Origin of the sequence: Sphingobium sp. 15-1 (assembly GCF_013375535.1) — a bacterium.
Lineage (GTDB): Bacteria > Pseudomonadota > Alphaproteobacteria > Sphingomonadales > Sphingomonadaceae > Sphingobium > Sphingobium aromaticivastans.
The window spans coordinates 2,771,161-2,785,791 of record NZ_JABXJG010000001.1; the positions used below are offsets into that span (position 1 = coordinate 2,771,161).

General features: G+C 56.9%; 12 protein-coding genes and 1 pseudogene. 10 read left to right on the forward strand and 3 right to left on the reverse strand.

The window, feature by feature from the left end:
* Window positions 1-140: 140 nt before the first annotated feature.
* Window positions 141-344, reverse strand: a pseudogene (locus HUK72_RS13240) (hypothetical protein); the annotation flags it as partial.
* Between the two features lie 543 nt (window positions 345-887).
* On the opposite strand from HUK72_RS13240, the gene HUK72_RS13245 reads away from it, so the two are divergent.
* From HUK72_RS13245 to HUK72_RS13260, 4 genes are all read left to right on the forward strand, one after another.
* Window positions 888-1,286 carry an antitoxin Xre-like helix-turn-helix domain-containing protein gene (locus HUK72_RS13245; RefSeq protein ID WP_176597178.1) on the forward strand — a complete coding sequence of 133 codons (399 nt, stop codon included), beginning with the start codon at window positions 888-890 and terminating at the stop codon, window positions 1,284-1,286.
* Window positions 1,286-1,969 (forward strand): RES family NAD+ phosphorylase, encoded by a 684-nt coding sequence (locus HUK72_RS13250; RefSeq protein ID WP_176597179.1) that lies wholly within the window; start codon window positions 1,286-1,288, stop codon window positions 1,967-1,969. The genes HUK72_RS13245 and HUK72_RS13250 overlap by 1 nt, the downstream gene beginning before the upstream one ends.
* A gap of 381 nt (window positions 1,970-2,350) precedes the next feature.
* Complete coding sequence (locus tag HUK72_RS13255) at window positions 2,351-3,736, forward strand: site-specific integrase (RefSeq protein WP_176597180.1); 1,386 nt, start codon at window positions 2,351-2,353, stop codon at window positions 3,734-3,736.
* A 146-nt stretch (window positions 3,737-3,882) separates the two neighbouring features.
* Complete coding sequence (locus HUK72_RS13260) at window positions 3,883-5,232, forward strand: IS66 family transposase (protein ID WP_176597181.1); 1,350 nt, start codon at window positions 3,883-3,885, stop codon at window positions 5,230-5,232.
* A 236-nt stretch (window positions 5,233-5,468) separates the two neighbouring features.
* On the opposite strand, the gene HUK72_RS13265 is transcribed toward HUK72_RS13260, so the two are convergent.
* Entirely contained in the window at window positions 5,469-6,362 is an 894-nt protein-coding gene (locus HUK72_RS13265; protein ID WP_176597182.1) for a class I SAM-dependent methyltransferase, read from the reverse strand.
* 177 nt (window positions 6,363-6,539) lie between these two features.
* Here HUK72_RS13265 and HUK72_RS13270 point away from each other — a divergent pair, with 177 nt between their 5' ends.
* The 6 genes from HUK72_RS13270 (at window position 6,540) to HUK72_RS13295 (ending at window position 13,112) form a co-directional block, all read left to right on the forward strand.
* Window positions 6,540-7,265, forward strand: coding sequence for a CatB-related O-acetyltransferase (locus tag HUK72_RS13270; RefSeq protein ID WP_176597183.1), 726 nt, complete (start codon window positions 6,540-6,542; stop codon window positions 7,263-7,265).
* Window positions 7,266-7,801: 536 nt separating this feature from the next.
* Complete coding sequence (locus HUK72_RS13275; RefSeq protein WP_336952696.1) at window positions 7,802-8,887, forward strand: hypothetical protein; 1,086 nt, start codon at window positions 7,802-7,804, stop codon at window positions 8,885-8,887.
* Window positions 8,884-9,687, forward strand: coding sequence for an ABC transporter permease (locus HUK72_RS13280; protein WP_336952674.1), 804 nt, complete (start codon window positions 8,884-8,886; stop codon window positions 9,685-9,687). Before HUK72_RS13275 ends, HUK72_RS13280 begins: the two co-directional genes overlap by 4 nt.
* Entirely contained in the window at window positions 9,684-10,340 is a 657-nt protein-coding gene (locus HUK72_RS13285; RefSeq protein WP_176597184.1) for an ABC transporter ATP-binding protein, read from the forward strand. Before HUK72_RS13280 ends, HUK72_RS13285 begins: the two co-directional genes overlap by 4 nt.
* A gap of 220 nt (window positions 10,341-10,560) precedes the next feature.
* A complete protein-coding gene (locus HUK72_RS13290) occupies window positions 10,561-12,333 on the forward strand; it encodes a glycosyltransferase (protein WP_176597185.1) in 1,773 nt (590 codons plus the stop codon).
* Window positions 12,327-13,112 (forward strand): hypothetical protein, encoded by a 786-nt coding sequence (locus tag HUK72_RS13295; RefSeq protein ID WP_176597186.1) that lies wholly within the window; start codon window positions 12,327-12,329, stop codon window positions 13,110-13,112. The genes HUK72_RS13290 and HUK72_RS13295 overlap by 7 nt, the downstream gene beginning before the upstream one ends.
* A 55-nt stretch (window positions 13,113-13,167) precedes the next feature.
* Here HUK72_RS13295 and HUK72_RS13300 read toward each other — a convergent pair whose 3' ends face one another.
* Window positions 13,168-14,466, reverse strand: a complete 1,299-nt coding sequence (locus HUK72_RS13300; protein ID WP_176597187.1) for a hypothetical protein — start codon at window positions 14,464-14,466, stop codon at window positions 13,168-13,170.
* Between the last annotated feature and the right edge of the window lie 165 nt (window positions 14,467-14,631).

The following is a 14,631-nucleotide window of genomic DNA, read 5'->3' on the forward strand; positions in this document are numbered from 1 at the left end:
TTTTATCATGGAGAAAGTCCGAATAATCGGAGTTTATCATCGAATAATCGCTAAAAGGGTGTGAGGCGACAATCAAGGAGGCCGGCGTGTTGCCTCTCCGCCGATTTCTCGCCCGAGATGCGCGCGCTCGATCGATTGTTCGGGGAAACCGCCTCACTGCCATTTCGCTGACCGAGCATATAGGTTGCCCGCTTGAGACGGATCAGCGAACCGTCCTTCAGCGCCCTGTTGACCAGAGCATAACGGCGAGCATCGCCGCCGCCCAACAGGTCACCAAGCTGGCCCTCGCTGAAGATTCGTTCAGCGAGGTTCGATTGTGCAACTTGATCTGCAAGCCTGCTCATAAAATTCCATATACTTCCGAAAACTGAAAGTTTTCAGAATTTCCTGAATGGACGTTTGCCGCCGCTCTCTCTCCAACGCAGCTTGTCGAATCATCTGCGGACACCGACGATTTCGGAGGTTTCAGAACTTAAACCGTCCGACGAAAATCCTAGGATCTCGGGCAGGATATTGGCGCCCAAGGCCACGTAACTGCACGCGATGATAATCTCTTGCCGACACGTGCTCATGAGGATGACATTCATCCCTCCCTGTTCCCAGCGCTAGTAACGTCATCACCATGCGCTCCGATCACCCGCTGGCCACGTTTCGTGGAATCTAGGCGAGGGGAATTATGGGAGCCGCAGGCCAGAATTTAACGGCAGGTGAGATGTATACGGACCAGCGCGATGATCATTACCCGCGATGTCGCCGAAGTTGACGGGTGGCCGAGTTTCTGGCGATCTCCGACTGAGCCCGGTGCAAGTGGGTGTGTACAAAAAATGATCTTCTCTTGATCCTATGTACAGATATCATACATAGGCAAAGATAGAAGGAGATGGTCAATGGCCACAGTTGCCCATGTCGGCGCGCCTGCCAAAGCGCCCAGCCGCAAGGATCTGACCGGTCCGGCGTTGCGCACCTTTTTCCGCATTGCCGACGCCTGGGGTCTGAAGGAAGCCGAGCAGATGAAGCTTCTCGGGCTCGACAGCCGCTCGACCTTCCAGACCTGGAAGCGCGGCACTGTCGCGGCGATTCCCAAGGACGCGCTCGAGCGGATCTCCTATGTCATGGGGATCTACAAGGGGCTGAAGATGCTTCTGCCCCGTACCGCCGACGAATGGGTACGCAAACCCAATGAGGCGCCGCTATTCGCCGGACGCCCGGCGATCGAGCGCATGACCTCGGGCAATGTCGCCGATCTCTATGTGGTGCGCCAATATATCGACGCGCAGCGCGGCTGATGGAGGCCATTCCGACGGCGCAGGTGCGCTGGCAACCATGCTATCGGATCGTCGCAAGCCGTTTCCCGCCTATATCGCTGTTCGAGGACGTTGCCGACCCGGCCGATCTTGAAGCGGTCTACGCGATCGAGGCGATGACCAACGACCGGCTGCGCGACGAGGTCGGTGATCTCGCGCTCGTGCCGCCGGAAGACCGTGTCTCGGGACCCGGCAGTTCCGCGATCATGGCCGCCTTCACCCACCTCAATCCTGATGGCAGCCGGTTTTCCGACGGCAGCTTCGGGCTATTCTATGCTGCCAACACGATTGAAACGGTGGTTGCCGAAACGAGCCATCACCGAACCCGCTTCATGGCGTTCACCCACGAACCGGCTCAGGAACTCGATATGCGCGTCTACGCAGCCGATCTGGACGCCAGGCTGCATGACATTCGAGGCCTGCGCGAAGAGCGCCCAGTTCTCTCTGCCACAGACGACTACGCCGCCGGACAGGCGCTTGGGCGAGAGCTGCGTGGCCAAGGCTCGGACGGCATCGCCTACCAGAGCGTGCGGCACGCCGGCGGCGAATGTGCCGCTGTGTTCCGTCCTCGCCGCCTCGCCAACTGCCGGCAAGAGCGGCATCTGTGTTATGTTTGGGATGGCCGCGCGATCATCACCGTCTACGAGAAGAAGGCTTTTGGCTGAACCGTCGCGAGCTGCGGCGTAACATCTTCTATGCCCCATGACAATCCAGCAGCGCTTTCAATGCTGACTCGGTTACGACCCGTGTGACCGCCTGCATGCGGAAGCAAGGCGACACCATGAGGGCTGTACGGGTAGGGAAAAAATAGCCGAGGTTGGGGAGGGTGGTTACCCACGCTACTCGACCAGTTGATGGTCGGGCGACGAGATCACGCAGGATTGGCGATGTGTGTCGAGGGGACGGAATGTCATGGTCTCGGCCGGTTGACGTCAAGATCTCCAATACCGTCCATGCTTGTTGGCCGCTGTCTGAATTGCACTAAGTAATTGATTATAAGTGATAAGTATAGACGGGCATGGGACGGACGTGATAGAATTCGTCTTATGGCGACGCGCGAAAAGACCACCCTCACTGATGCGGTAGCAACCAATGTGCTGCCCGGTGAGAAGCGGACGTTCCTCTGGGACAAGAAGCTTGCAGGCTTCGGGTTGCGCATCGAACCGTCGGGAGTCCGCTCCTGGATCGTGAAATACCGCGCCCAGGGAGGTGGACGCGCGGCTCCTGTGCGCTGGCTCACCGTTGGCCCCTATCCGACCATCAGGGCGAAGGATGCGCGGGATCATGCCGCCAAGGCATTGGCGTCCGTCCGCCTGGGTTCCGATCCCGCTGGCGATCTTGTTTCGAAGCGCCGCGAGATGACGATGGCGCAGCTGGTCGACCTTTATATCAAGGATGGCCTCATTGTCCTCAAGGGCGTCCGACGCGGCGAGCCGATGCGGCCCGAAACGGCCGCCTATACAACGGCGCGCCTCAAGAACCACGTTGTCCCGCTGCTGGGCAAGAGGCGGGTAAGCGAGATCACGCCTGGCGATATCGTCAAGTTCGTCAAAGACGTGGCGATCGGCAAGTCGGCCAAAAATGAGAAACTGGGTCATCGCCGGCGGAGCATCGTAAGGGGTGGCGAGGGAGCCGCGCGTAAGGTGGTGCGCGATGTCTCCGTGCTGTTCACCTTCGCCATGCAGCACCGTATCGTGACAGAAAATCCCGTCGCGACGGCGGCCGTTCGCAAGATCGACAACAAGCGCGAGCGGTATTTGTCCCTTTCGGAGATGGAACGATTGGGCGCGGCGTTGATGGAACTGGAAGCGGAAGGCATGAATGCCAAGGCAGCGGACATCATAAGGCTTTGGGCGATTACCGGCTGCAGGCGGAACGAGATCTGTGCCCTCAAATGGTCCGAGGTCGACCTGACGCGTGGATTGCTGGTCCTTGAGGAGTCGAAAACCGGCCGATCCGTCCGGCCGCTCGGATCAGCGGCCGCTGCTCTTCTCACGGAGCTTCGTCAGAAAGCGGAGGAGGATGCGATCTATGTCTTCCCGGCGGAGAGCGGCGACAGCTTCTTCCAGGGAATGAAGAGCATCTGGCCCAGGGTGATCATGCGAGCGGGGCTGCCTGGGATCAGCCCTCATACATTGCGGCACAGTGTAGGCAGCAATGCGGCGTCACAGGGCGAACCGCTGCTGCTGATCGGGGCGATATTGGGGCATGCCAATCCCCGTTCCACCGCGATCTACGCACATGTCGATTATGATCCTGCCAGGCGGGCCGCTGATCGCGCCACGGAAGCTATCGCCGCTGCCTTAGCGCGGGGCAGCCTTCCGCCGATGTGGCAGAAACCCATTGATGTTGTTGCCATTGCCGCCGCTATAACTGAAGGTCGCGTCCCGAACGAGTTGATGAAGTCGCTGGCCGCAGTGCTTCGGGATTAATTCACGCAACCTTCTGCGACATCCGTGAATGTGTCGGACGCTAATCTGACAAGGTCCTATGCGCTCGAAGGCATGGTTCCGGTAATTGCTCACGGGGTTGGCAAAAAGGGGTTGCGTATAACCGCACGCTCTGATTCATCCTGTACATGGCGACGCCACCGCGCATAGGGCTGAGTGAGGCCGAGAAGGACGCCCTGCTGGTGCAACAGCAGAAGATGATTGAGCGTCTGGTTTCGCGGATATCGGAGCTCGAGGCGCTGGTAGGCAAGCCGCGCAAGACATCGTCCAACTCGCATATTCCGCCTTCGAAGGATGGCTTTGGTAAGAAGAAGTCGCGCAAGCGCACAACGGGCAGGCGTCCGTCGCGGGAAGGCAAAGCGCGGCCGCTTGCCGAGACGCCGGACAAGACCGAGCGGGTCATCGCCGCCGCCTGCGGCCATTGCGGAACGGACGTATCTGGTCAGGCGCAGCGATGCCGCCATCGCTACGATCATATCGATCTGCCGCCGATCCGCCCGATCGTGACGCGCGTAGAACTGTTCGGCGGCCGTTGCGGGGGATGTGGCAAGCGCTATCGAGCCGCAGCCCCGGCAGGCATGGAGCCGGGGACGCCATTCGGCCCCGGCATTCGTTCCTTGCTGACCTATCTGCATCATAGCCATCATGTCGGTTTCGAGCGCCTGTCGCGTATCTCTGCGGAGTTGTTCGGCCTGACCATCTCCGAAGGCGCCATCGCCAATATCTTCAGGCGCATGGGCCAGAGCATGGCCGCGGCTACCGGGGCGATCCGGGACAAGCTGCTCTCGGGCACGGTCATCGCATCGGACGAGACCACTACCCGCACCAATGGCGTCACTCAGTGGCAATGGGTGTTCATCTCGGACCAGGCAGTGCTTCACAAGATCGCCCCGCGCCGGGCCCGCAGCGTTGCCGAAGAGGTGCTGGGAGACCACCAGCCCAAGGTGTGGGTGTCGGATCGCTATGCCGGCCAGCAGGAACTGGGCAAAGAGCATCAGGTCTGCCTCGCCCATGTCCTGCGCGACGTTCAATACGCCATCGACTGCGGCGATACGATCTTTGCACCGAAGATCCGCGATCACCTGCGATGGGCGATCCGGGTCGGAAAACGACGACACGAACTGAAGGACACGACCCTGGCGACATACGCCGCCAAGGCCGATCACAAGCTGACCACCCTCATGCGGGCGCCTGTCGCGCACCCTGCCGGCAAGACCCTTCTCAAGCAGATCAAGGCGTGGCGGGCGAAGTTCTTCGTCTTCCTCACCAACCGCAGCGTCCCGGCAACCAACAACATATCCGAGCGTGAAATCCGTTCCTCCGTCGTGTTCCGCAAGGTCACCAACGGCTTCCGATCAGACTGGGGCGCTCAGATCCATGCCGGATATCGATCCGTCACCGGCACCGCTCGCCTCAACGGAAAATCAGCACTCGCTGCAATCCGCGAGCTCGTCGACGGAACATTCGCCGTCGCCTGAGCAGCCCTCCACCGGCCAACCCGGTGAGCAATTACTGGTTCCGGGCGTTCGGCTAGGTCGATGTGGCGTACCATCCGCGCTATGCCCTCGTTCCGGCATAATAGTCCATGGCTGTTCTTCTTATGATGTTTGAGGCCGATCGCTCGGACCTCGTTCCAAACATCATCATTCCGAGGGATAGCTACCCAACTGGCTATCGTTGAGACGCCGGCCCATTCCGGCATCTAGAAAATGCTCTAGCTCGGTTTCCTTGCGATGCAGGTCAGGAAATCAAGGGCGTGGTCGAACCAGACACCGACGGTTTCGAGGCCCAGATCCCGGCATAATGCGCGGGCCGATGCTTCCGTGAAAAACGTGTAATGCACGTTCACGAGATAATCCTTACGCAACATAGGAACCTGAAAAAACAGCGATCCACCGGGGTTCATCCGCTCGACCAGAGTGTCGACTATGTCGCGCATGTTCGGAAGATGCTCCAGCACATGCATGGACGCGATTGCATCGAAGCCGTCTTTTATGCCCAGATAATCGTCGGTCGTGACGATCCTGTCCCTCCCCGGCATGACGGCATGCACCTTGCGAAGGACATTCAGGCTGAGTTCGGCCGCATAGACCTTGTCGAAATCTTTGGCGGCAGCGCCGGAAAGTATGCCTCTCCCCGCGCCAAAGTCCAGGAATACGCTCCGTGATTGCTCAGGATAGGCGGAAAGGAGGAAGTCGATGAACCCGCAAGCGTCGATCGCGTCGGGAACCGCGGCGAGATAGGCGTCGTCGACGGCATAGAATTCATCCGATGAATCGGACTGCCACGACCGAAAGTCGGCACCTTGACGGATCGCCCGCAAATGCGTGGCATTGAGGATGGCGAGGCAATTGAGGCAGATCCACAGGTCGTAGACGGTCCCGTGTCGATCGGCACGCTGCTCGAACGGTGCGAGCGCATATTCCTCCCGACAGGCCGTGCAGGCGAAATCGCCGCTGCCTCTGGCTTCGTGGAGGGAGAGGCATTGCAGGCCCGCAATCGTCTTCTGGCGAACAATGTCCCTTCCAAGAGTTGCTGCCTTGCCGTAAAATCGACGAACGAGGGGAATTCGCCGAGCAAGTGACAAAACCAATCTGGATTTAGGCATAGTGTTTCCAATGAAGGTGCAATATACTTAAAAATCATATTATGTAGATTCGCTATATATTTAGAATATATCTCTCATGAATAACGATATTCTTTATAATTATCGTATCCGGATGATCGAATGTGTTTCGTGGATTTGGCCGGATCATATGTTAAAGAATAAATACGGAGTTAAATATTGAATAACGAATCGGTAAAAGACCTCGTGTCTATCGGATGTCAAGCGTTGATTAGTAGTTTTTCTCCGCCGTGTGAATTTGAATCACCTGTAAAGGTTGACGGTTTTTTGGGGAAAACTACGCTTGGTGCTTTTACATATATTCAAAAGGGATCTTTTTTTATCGATACTGATGTTGGTCGATTCTGTTCGATTGCAATGAATGTTTCCACCGGAGCGGGTGAACATCCTGTCGATTGGTTGTCAAGTCATCCTTTTGTTAATGACCCGAATGATGTGGCAGCTGGATTGTCGAATTGCTATCCCGAATACCGGGAATGGCTCACTGGGGCGCCTACGAGAGTCACCAATCGTGGCGGCGAGCGCGTTACGATAGGCAATGATGTGTGGATAGGGGAGGGGGCTTTCGTTCGGCGCGGTGTGACGATCGGAACTGGCGCCATCGTTGCTGCCCACGCTGTCGTGACTAAAGACGTAGCGCCATTTTCAATCGTGGGAGGAAATCCGGCCAAGCATATTCGATATCGAATTGCAGAAGGCTTGATCGATGAGGTTCTCCAGTCGCAATGGTGGGAATTCGATCTTCGGCCGATCATCGCAGGTATAGATTTCTCCGACGTGCGAGCATCGGTTGCGAAAATAAATGAAGCCCGCGCGGATGGACGGATCGAGCGTTTTCTCCCGTCGCGTTATCGTGTTGGTCATGATGGGGCTAAATTAATGTAGCAACCGGTCCGTTGGAAAGAGCGTTTCGACTATGGCGTGTGTGGAAGGTGATGGAGCGGGTGAGGGGAAGCGCTCCCCCTCCCCGGTAGTCAGTTGGGAAGCTGCTGCTCTACCATTGAGCTACACCCACAACGGCTTGAAAAGGCTTATTTATTCTTGACTTCGCGAAAGGCTCTCAGCGCGAGAATTAAAAGCCCGTTTCGGATTGACCCGCGATAGGCATCTGACGCCCGGCGGGTTTTTCGTCAATCAACGGGCCCGCATCAAGGTCCAGCCCAGTACTTTCCGATGCTCGCCCTGTTCGCGCCAGGCGCCCACGATCGGGTCGCTCGCCTCATCGAAGCGCTATGGTCACCTGGATTTGTGCGTTGCAAATGGCAGGTCGAGGGGGCATGAGGGCGGCTTAATACCCTTTGAGATGTGCCTTTTCCGGAGATCTGATGTTACATAATATAGACCAGTTTGGTGATGGTCAGGGGCACACCGCGAATGTTGCGGGAGGGCCGAAATCCTGGCCCCATACGGTATTGAAGAGGGTGCGCGGGTTGAGCGCGCTGTTCATATTCACGGTGCTGATCCCCATGGCCGTGGCAGTGTTGTATTTCGGTTTCCTGGCATCCGACGTCTATGTTTCAGAATCTCGGTTCGTCGTCCGATCTCCCGACAAACCAGCCTCCTCCGGCATAGGGATATTGCTCAAAAGCGCAGGGTTCACCAATGCGGGGGATGAGGTCTATGCGGCGAAGGACTACGTCGTCTCCCGTGACGCGCTCTCCGCGCTGAACCAGGGTGATGCCTTTCGGAAAGCCAGTTCCCAGAACTCGATCTTTTATTTTGATCGCTTCGGGACGCTGTTTTCCGGATCTACGTTCGAGGATTTGTACAAATATTTCCAGAATAGGGTTCGCGTCGATCATGTCGCGAGTTCCAGCATCACAACTTTGACGGTTCGGGCATATACGCCGCAAGACGCGCAGCGTTTCAACGAGCGGTTGCTCGAAATGGCGGAAGCCACCGTCAACCGGCTCAACGAACGGGGGCGGAAGGACCTCATCCGCTTTGCGGAAACGGAAGTCGAGGATGCCAAGCGGGCCGCCCGCACGGCGGCGCTGGCGCTTTCGGCTTACCGGAACCAGGAAGGCGTGGTCGATCCCGAAAAGCAGGCTGCCGTCCAGCTTCAGATGATTTCCAAATTGCAGGACGAACTGATCGCCGCCCGCACTCAGTTGGTGACGTTGCGCCAGTTCACGCCGCGCAATCCCCAAATCGAGGTGCTCCAGTCGCGCATCAGGGAACTCGGCCGGGAAGTGGACGTGCAACTAGGTAAGGTCGCTGGGGATCGCGGATCGCTGGCCGCCACGGCTGCCCAGTATCAGCGGCTCGCGCTGGAAAGCCAGTTCGCGGACAAACAACTGGCGGCCTCCATGGCGTCGCTCGAAGATGCGCGGAACGAGGCGCGGCGCAAGCAGGCCTATGTCGAACGGATCGTCGCGCCCAATCTGCCCGACGACGCGCTGGAGCCGCGGCGCATGCGCGGGTTGATCTCGACGCTGGCGTTTAGCCTGATCGTCTGGAGCGTGCTCCAGATGCTGTTCGCCGCCATACGCGAGCACAAGCAGTGAGCGGGCAAGCTCGGGCTGACGGTTCGTTTCTGCAGTCGCTGAGCATCCAGAGCAGGGTTGTTGGCGCCCTGCTGATGCGGGAGATCATCACGCGCTACGGGCGCCATAATATCGGCTTCTTATGGCTGTTTGTGGAACCGATGATGTTCACACTAGCGGTCACATTGCTGTGGAGCGGCCTCGGCCTCAATCACACCAGTACGCTGCCCATCACGGCGTTCGCCGTCACGGGATATTCGAGCATCCTGTTATGGCGTAACATGCCGGGGCGGTTGATCGCCTCAGTGACTCCCAATCTGGCGCTGATGTATCACCGAAACGTCAAGGTCATCGACGTTTTCGCGGCACGCCTGATCCTGGAGTTCGTCGGAGCCACTATCTCCTTCATAGTCCTGACCATCGGCTTCGCGGCTTATGGCTGGCTGGATTTGCCGGAGGATCTGCTGAAGGTCATAGGGGGGTGGCTGTTGATCGCGTGGTTCGGGGCAGGACTTGCACTCGTGCTGGGTTCGCTGTCCGAGGATTCTGAGCTCGTCGAGAAGCTCTGGCATCCGGCCGCCTATATGATCATGCCGCTTTCGGGCGCGGGTTTTGTTGTCAGTTCGTTGCCGCAGGCGATGCAGGAAATCGTCCTGTATATCCCCGTCATCCACGCCACCGAATATCTTCGGGAGGGATATTTCGGGTCGCTGATGGACGCGCGATATGACCTTGGCTATGTCGTCGGGTGTAATCTCATGCTCACTTTGTTGGGCATCGCGCGCATGACGAAGGTGAGCAGGGAAGTCCAGCCCGAATGATCCGGCTTGTCGATCTGAACAAAAGCTATCGGACATCGCAAGGCCTTTCGCCGGTTTTGCGCAACGTCAATCTCACCATTGGACGGGGAGAGAAGGTCGGCATATTGGGCCGTAACGGTGCTGGTAAATCGACGATGATCCGCATTCTGAGCGGTGCGGAGAATCCGACCTCCGGGTATGTTGAACGGCAGATGTCGGTGTCGTGGCCACTTGCCTTTGGCGGGGCGTTTCAAACGTCCCTGACCGGACTGGATAACCTGCGCTTTGTCTGCCGAATCTATAATGTAGATCCCCAAGAAAAAATCGAGTTTATCGAGCAATTTTCGGAACTTGGAAAGTATTTCCGGGAGCCTCTGCGTGTATATTCATCGGGCATGAGGGCGCGGCTTGCCTTTGCCTTATCCATGGTGATCGAATTCGACTGCTTCCTGATCGACGAGGTCGTGGCCGTAGGCGATGCGCGCTTCCACGAAAAATGCCATCATGAGTTGTTCGAGAAGCGCGCGGATCGTGCCCTTGTGATCGTATCCCACGATGCAGGCTATGTCCGCGAGCATTGCTCGAAAATATGCGTGCTGTCGGAAGGCCAGTTGTCCGTGTTCGACGATGTTCAGGAAGCTTATGACTTCTACCACCGGGCTATCCATCTCTAAGACAGACCTGACGTCAGACGGTCGTATTCCACGCGGATCGGCGCCGTTGGCCCTGCTGCCCCGCTTGTTCAGGGCGTGGCTGACGCTTGAGCCTGCACACTGGTTGAGAGCCGCAGAATCCTGGTTGGCGTGGATGGCGCTGTTCCCGAGGCGTGGGTCAGCATGGCTTATCGCCGGGCGACTGTTGAAGGCGGCGGAGCGGTATGACGAGGCTCGGCTGATGCTCGCCGGGGGTAGGGCGCTCTCGCCCGATGATGCGCGCATCCCTTTGGTCGCGGGCCGTGTGTTGAGGGCTTTAGGGGAGCGAGCGGAGGCCATTGAGGCTCTCGCCGACGCCTGGCGCATGGGCTTGCGGGCAGAGGCTGGCGCGGAGTTGTGCCGTTATGGTGCGCGCGACCGTGTTCCGGGTTTGGTCGGAACAATCTACGCCAATCGGGACTACGCCGATTTCATCGCGGCCAACCCAGTCGCGTCGCCGCCGGCGAGCGACGGAAGTCCGACATATTTCCATGTGCTTGTCGACGAAACAGGTGCGGCACCGGGGGATGTGGAAAGGACGCTGGCGAGCCTGCTGTGCCAAACGTGCCTACCTGCTTCAATCTGGATGCGCAAGGACGGGGGGGCACCCGTGAGAATTGCTATGCCGGAGGCAGCAGTGGACGATGTCGCGTGGCAGATCATTCTCGCTGCAGGCGTGTCGCTCCATCCTCAGGCTTTGGCTTGGCTGAGCTTTGCGATCCATCATGTTGATTGTGGCACGGTCTATGCGGACAGTGATCATGGCATCGTCATGAGTGATGGGCGCGAGAGTCGAACCGATCCCGTCCTCCATCCCATGACTGATGATCTGTGGTTTGGGGAGCGAAGCATCTGGCCGGTCCTGATGGCGTCGAGATGTCTGGTTCAGCCTTTTGTGGAAGGGTACCTCTTGGTGCCGACCTCTTGGGCAGAATTGCCCAAACCGGTCGCGCATGTGCCTCGGATTCTAGCCACAAGCTTCGTTCCTTCGTCCAGCGAAAGGGCGGGACCGATGGCGGCCGCCGTAAAAGACGGTCAGGGACGACTGTCCGTGATCATACCGACGCGGGATAATCCAGACCTTCTGGCAGCATGCATAGAGTCGTTGCACGCAATGGCTTTCGAACCCAGTCGTCTCGACATCCATGTGGTCGACAATGGCAGCGTGCGCCAAGAAACAAAGCAACTCCTTGCCGCTTTGGAGCTATCCGGCAAGGTAGCGGAAATCATCCCCTTCGATGAACCATTCAACTGGTCGCGCGCGAATAATATCGCCGCGAGGCGTTGTTCCGGGGAGGGTCTGCTGTTTCTGAATGACGATACGGAGATGTTAGCGCGCGGGTGGGATGGTCACATCCTGTCGCTCATGACGGGCCGGAGTATCGGCGTCATTGGCGCGCGCATGCTTTACCCCGACCGAACCGTGCAGCATGCGGGCTTCATCTTTGGCATGGATAGCGGCCCACAGCATGAAGGGCGCTGGATGGAGGAGAGTAACACAGGACCGGATCAGCGCTGGTGCCGGGCGCGGCAAACGGTCGCCGTCACCGGGGCGTTCATGGCCATTCCCCGCTCCGTCTTCGAGCACCTTGGGTCATTTGACGAAACCGACCTGGCTATCGATTTCAGCGATATTGATTTGTGTCTGCGTGCGCGGGCGGCTGGACTTAAGATTCTGTATTCGCCAGAACTCTTGCTATTGCACCATGAATCGATATCGCGCGGCTTCAACCGTAGCAGGAAGAAGCGGCGGCGGGTTCGCAGAGAGGCTGCAATATTGCGGGCGCGCTGGGGTGCTGCACTGGATAGGGATCCGGGCTATAATCCGCAACGAACCCGGCGGGGTGCGCCCTTCGACGGCTTGCGAGAGCCGACGATGGATGAAATTTTGGATCACATCGTCTGGAGCGGAGCGAGCGATCCTTGGGTTAGCGTATCAAATATGTTCGAAGAGGAAAAGTTAGGAAAATGCTGACAGACAAGGTTATCGTCGCGACGATTACCCATCAGCGTTCGGGATCGAAATGGTTCGGTTCGATACTTCGCAGTGGCCTGTCGATAGGGTCGCTAGGGGAGATATTTAATCCCGATGACACGTCCTTGTTGTCCTTCCGGGCTTATGTGCAGAATGTCGGTTTCGACAAAGTCGTAAGAAAAAGTCAATATGAAGTTCTTGACGATTATTTTAACAGCATTGGCGTATTTTTTGGTAAAATATTCAATTTTGATATAATGTTCAATCAAATGGACTGGATTACGCTCGGCTGGAACGGAAATACCAAATTCATCTATGAATATCTGCGTTCTCGAAATGCAGTTGTGATCGGGCTGGTCCGCGATCCTGTTGATATCTTCTGCTCAATGAAGGCGCTAGATATCTCGAAGCGTCCTCACGTATCCGAACTCGATTCTGATCAAAGGGGATCTATCGGAATCGCGTGTCAGCAATTGGATGGGCAGAAAGTGTCGCTCTCTGTCGACGAATTTTATAAATTTCGTGAGAATCTTAACGAAAATTGGCGATCTGTGCGAAAATATTTCGATGGGCACCATGGTTTTGTCGAAATATGCTATGAAGATCTAGTAAATAATGTCGATCTTACGAGTGTGATAGAGAAGATCACAGCATGTGGGCGATATTTAAAATTGTTTGAGGACGGCATCATTAATGCCTTCCCACGATTGTTGAAAGTCAGTGATGATTATGAACGCGTATTCGACAATATTGACGATTTGCGTGCTATAAGCTATTGATACGTACAGGGTGGGAAGGATTTAACCCTCTTCCACCCTGTGCAAGAGCCGGTTATTAACCTTTAAATGGTCGTCCCAATGCGCGCAGACGCTTGGCCCAGCGCCAGGATGCGGAATTCCGGATCGTCATTATCTGTTCGTGCCAATCGGATGCGAAGGCCTCTGCTTGCTCCGCGCGCGCCTTTTGCGTATCCAGCTCTTCCTGAAGCGTAGAGATTTGTTCTCGCAGACGGATCATTTCCTCTTCTGTACGCATACGGGTCGATTCGGAGTGTGAGCCTCCGGCAGCAGCGCGCGCGTCGAGCAGTTCCAATGCCATGCGGGATACGCGTTCCACTTGGGGATCGCGTGCGATGTATCGGGTAGCCTCGGTACCCGGAAACAGCCGCGCCATAGATTCGACGATATCCCGGTGCCGATGCTCGACAATCGGGGAAAGGGACTCGCGAGGAGAATCCAGCGCTTCTGCCAGGTCGCGCTTTAGCGTTTCCAACTCGCGGCGCAAGCCATAGGCTGTGTCACTGGAAATTCTTGCGAATTCATAGGCCTCCAGGCGCCGGGCCTCCGCGTCTGACGTTCGGGCGGTAAGTGCCGAGATTGTTTCCCTAAAGGAATCGCATTCGCGGGACAAACGTTCAATCTCCATCGTTTTCTGTTCCATTTCAGACTTTAAAACTTCAATTTGGGATAGCATCTGCTCATGCTCCAACCGGTACAGATTTTCTGCCGCGCGAGCGCTTTCGCGGACCGTGAGAATTTCTTGCGAAAGAATGTCATTCTGTTCTAAAAAATGTTTGATCTCTGCTTTGTGATTGTCCGACTGCCGGGCGATAATGTCCCTGTGTTCCTCGGACAGCAGCGCGATATTTTCCCGATGAGTCGCTTTCAGGATCGTCATTGTCTCTTCGCGATCTTCAATCAGGGCGGTCAGCTTTTCGATCGCACCGCTACGCTCGTTAGCTTCGTCCGTCAGGCGCTTCGTCTCGCGATCCCAATGCTCAACGTTGGTGATCAAGCGGTCGCGTTCTGCCGTCATCGCCTCGATTTCAGCAGTTTGTTCACCGACCCGCGTCTGCAGTTCCCTGTTTTTGACAGAAAGGACTGCAAGTTCACCATTCTTCGTGTCGATCGCGAGCAGCATAGGGTTTAGCTGGGATGCCTTGGCCTCGGCCTCCTGCGCACGCGCTGAAAGCAGCGACAATTTGCTCTGCATGGCCTGCTGCTCGGTGAGGAGCCTTTCTATTTCCGAGTTCTTCGAAGCAAGTTGGCGGTCGAGAAGTTCTTGCGTCTCGGCCAATTCCCCGCGCAGCTTGTTTTCCTCTGAGAGCAATGTGTTCTCCCTTTGTTCCAGCATGGTGATGTCAGCCCTGTTATTAAGAATGAACACAGAACGGAATGTGTGAACGCTGTTTTGGAGGGAGCCTCGGCACCGCTTTTACTGCCTCTTATGTTAAGGTGATGAAACGCTTCGAGCAAATTTCTGCGATTAGTTATCACCGGGAACAGCGCTCGCCAACAC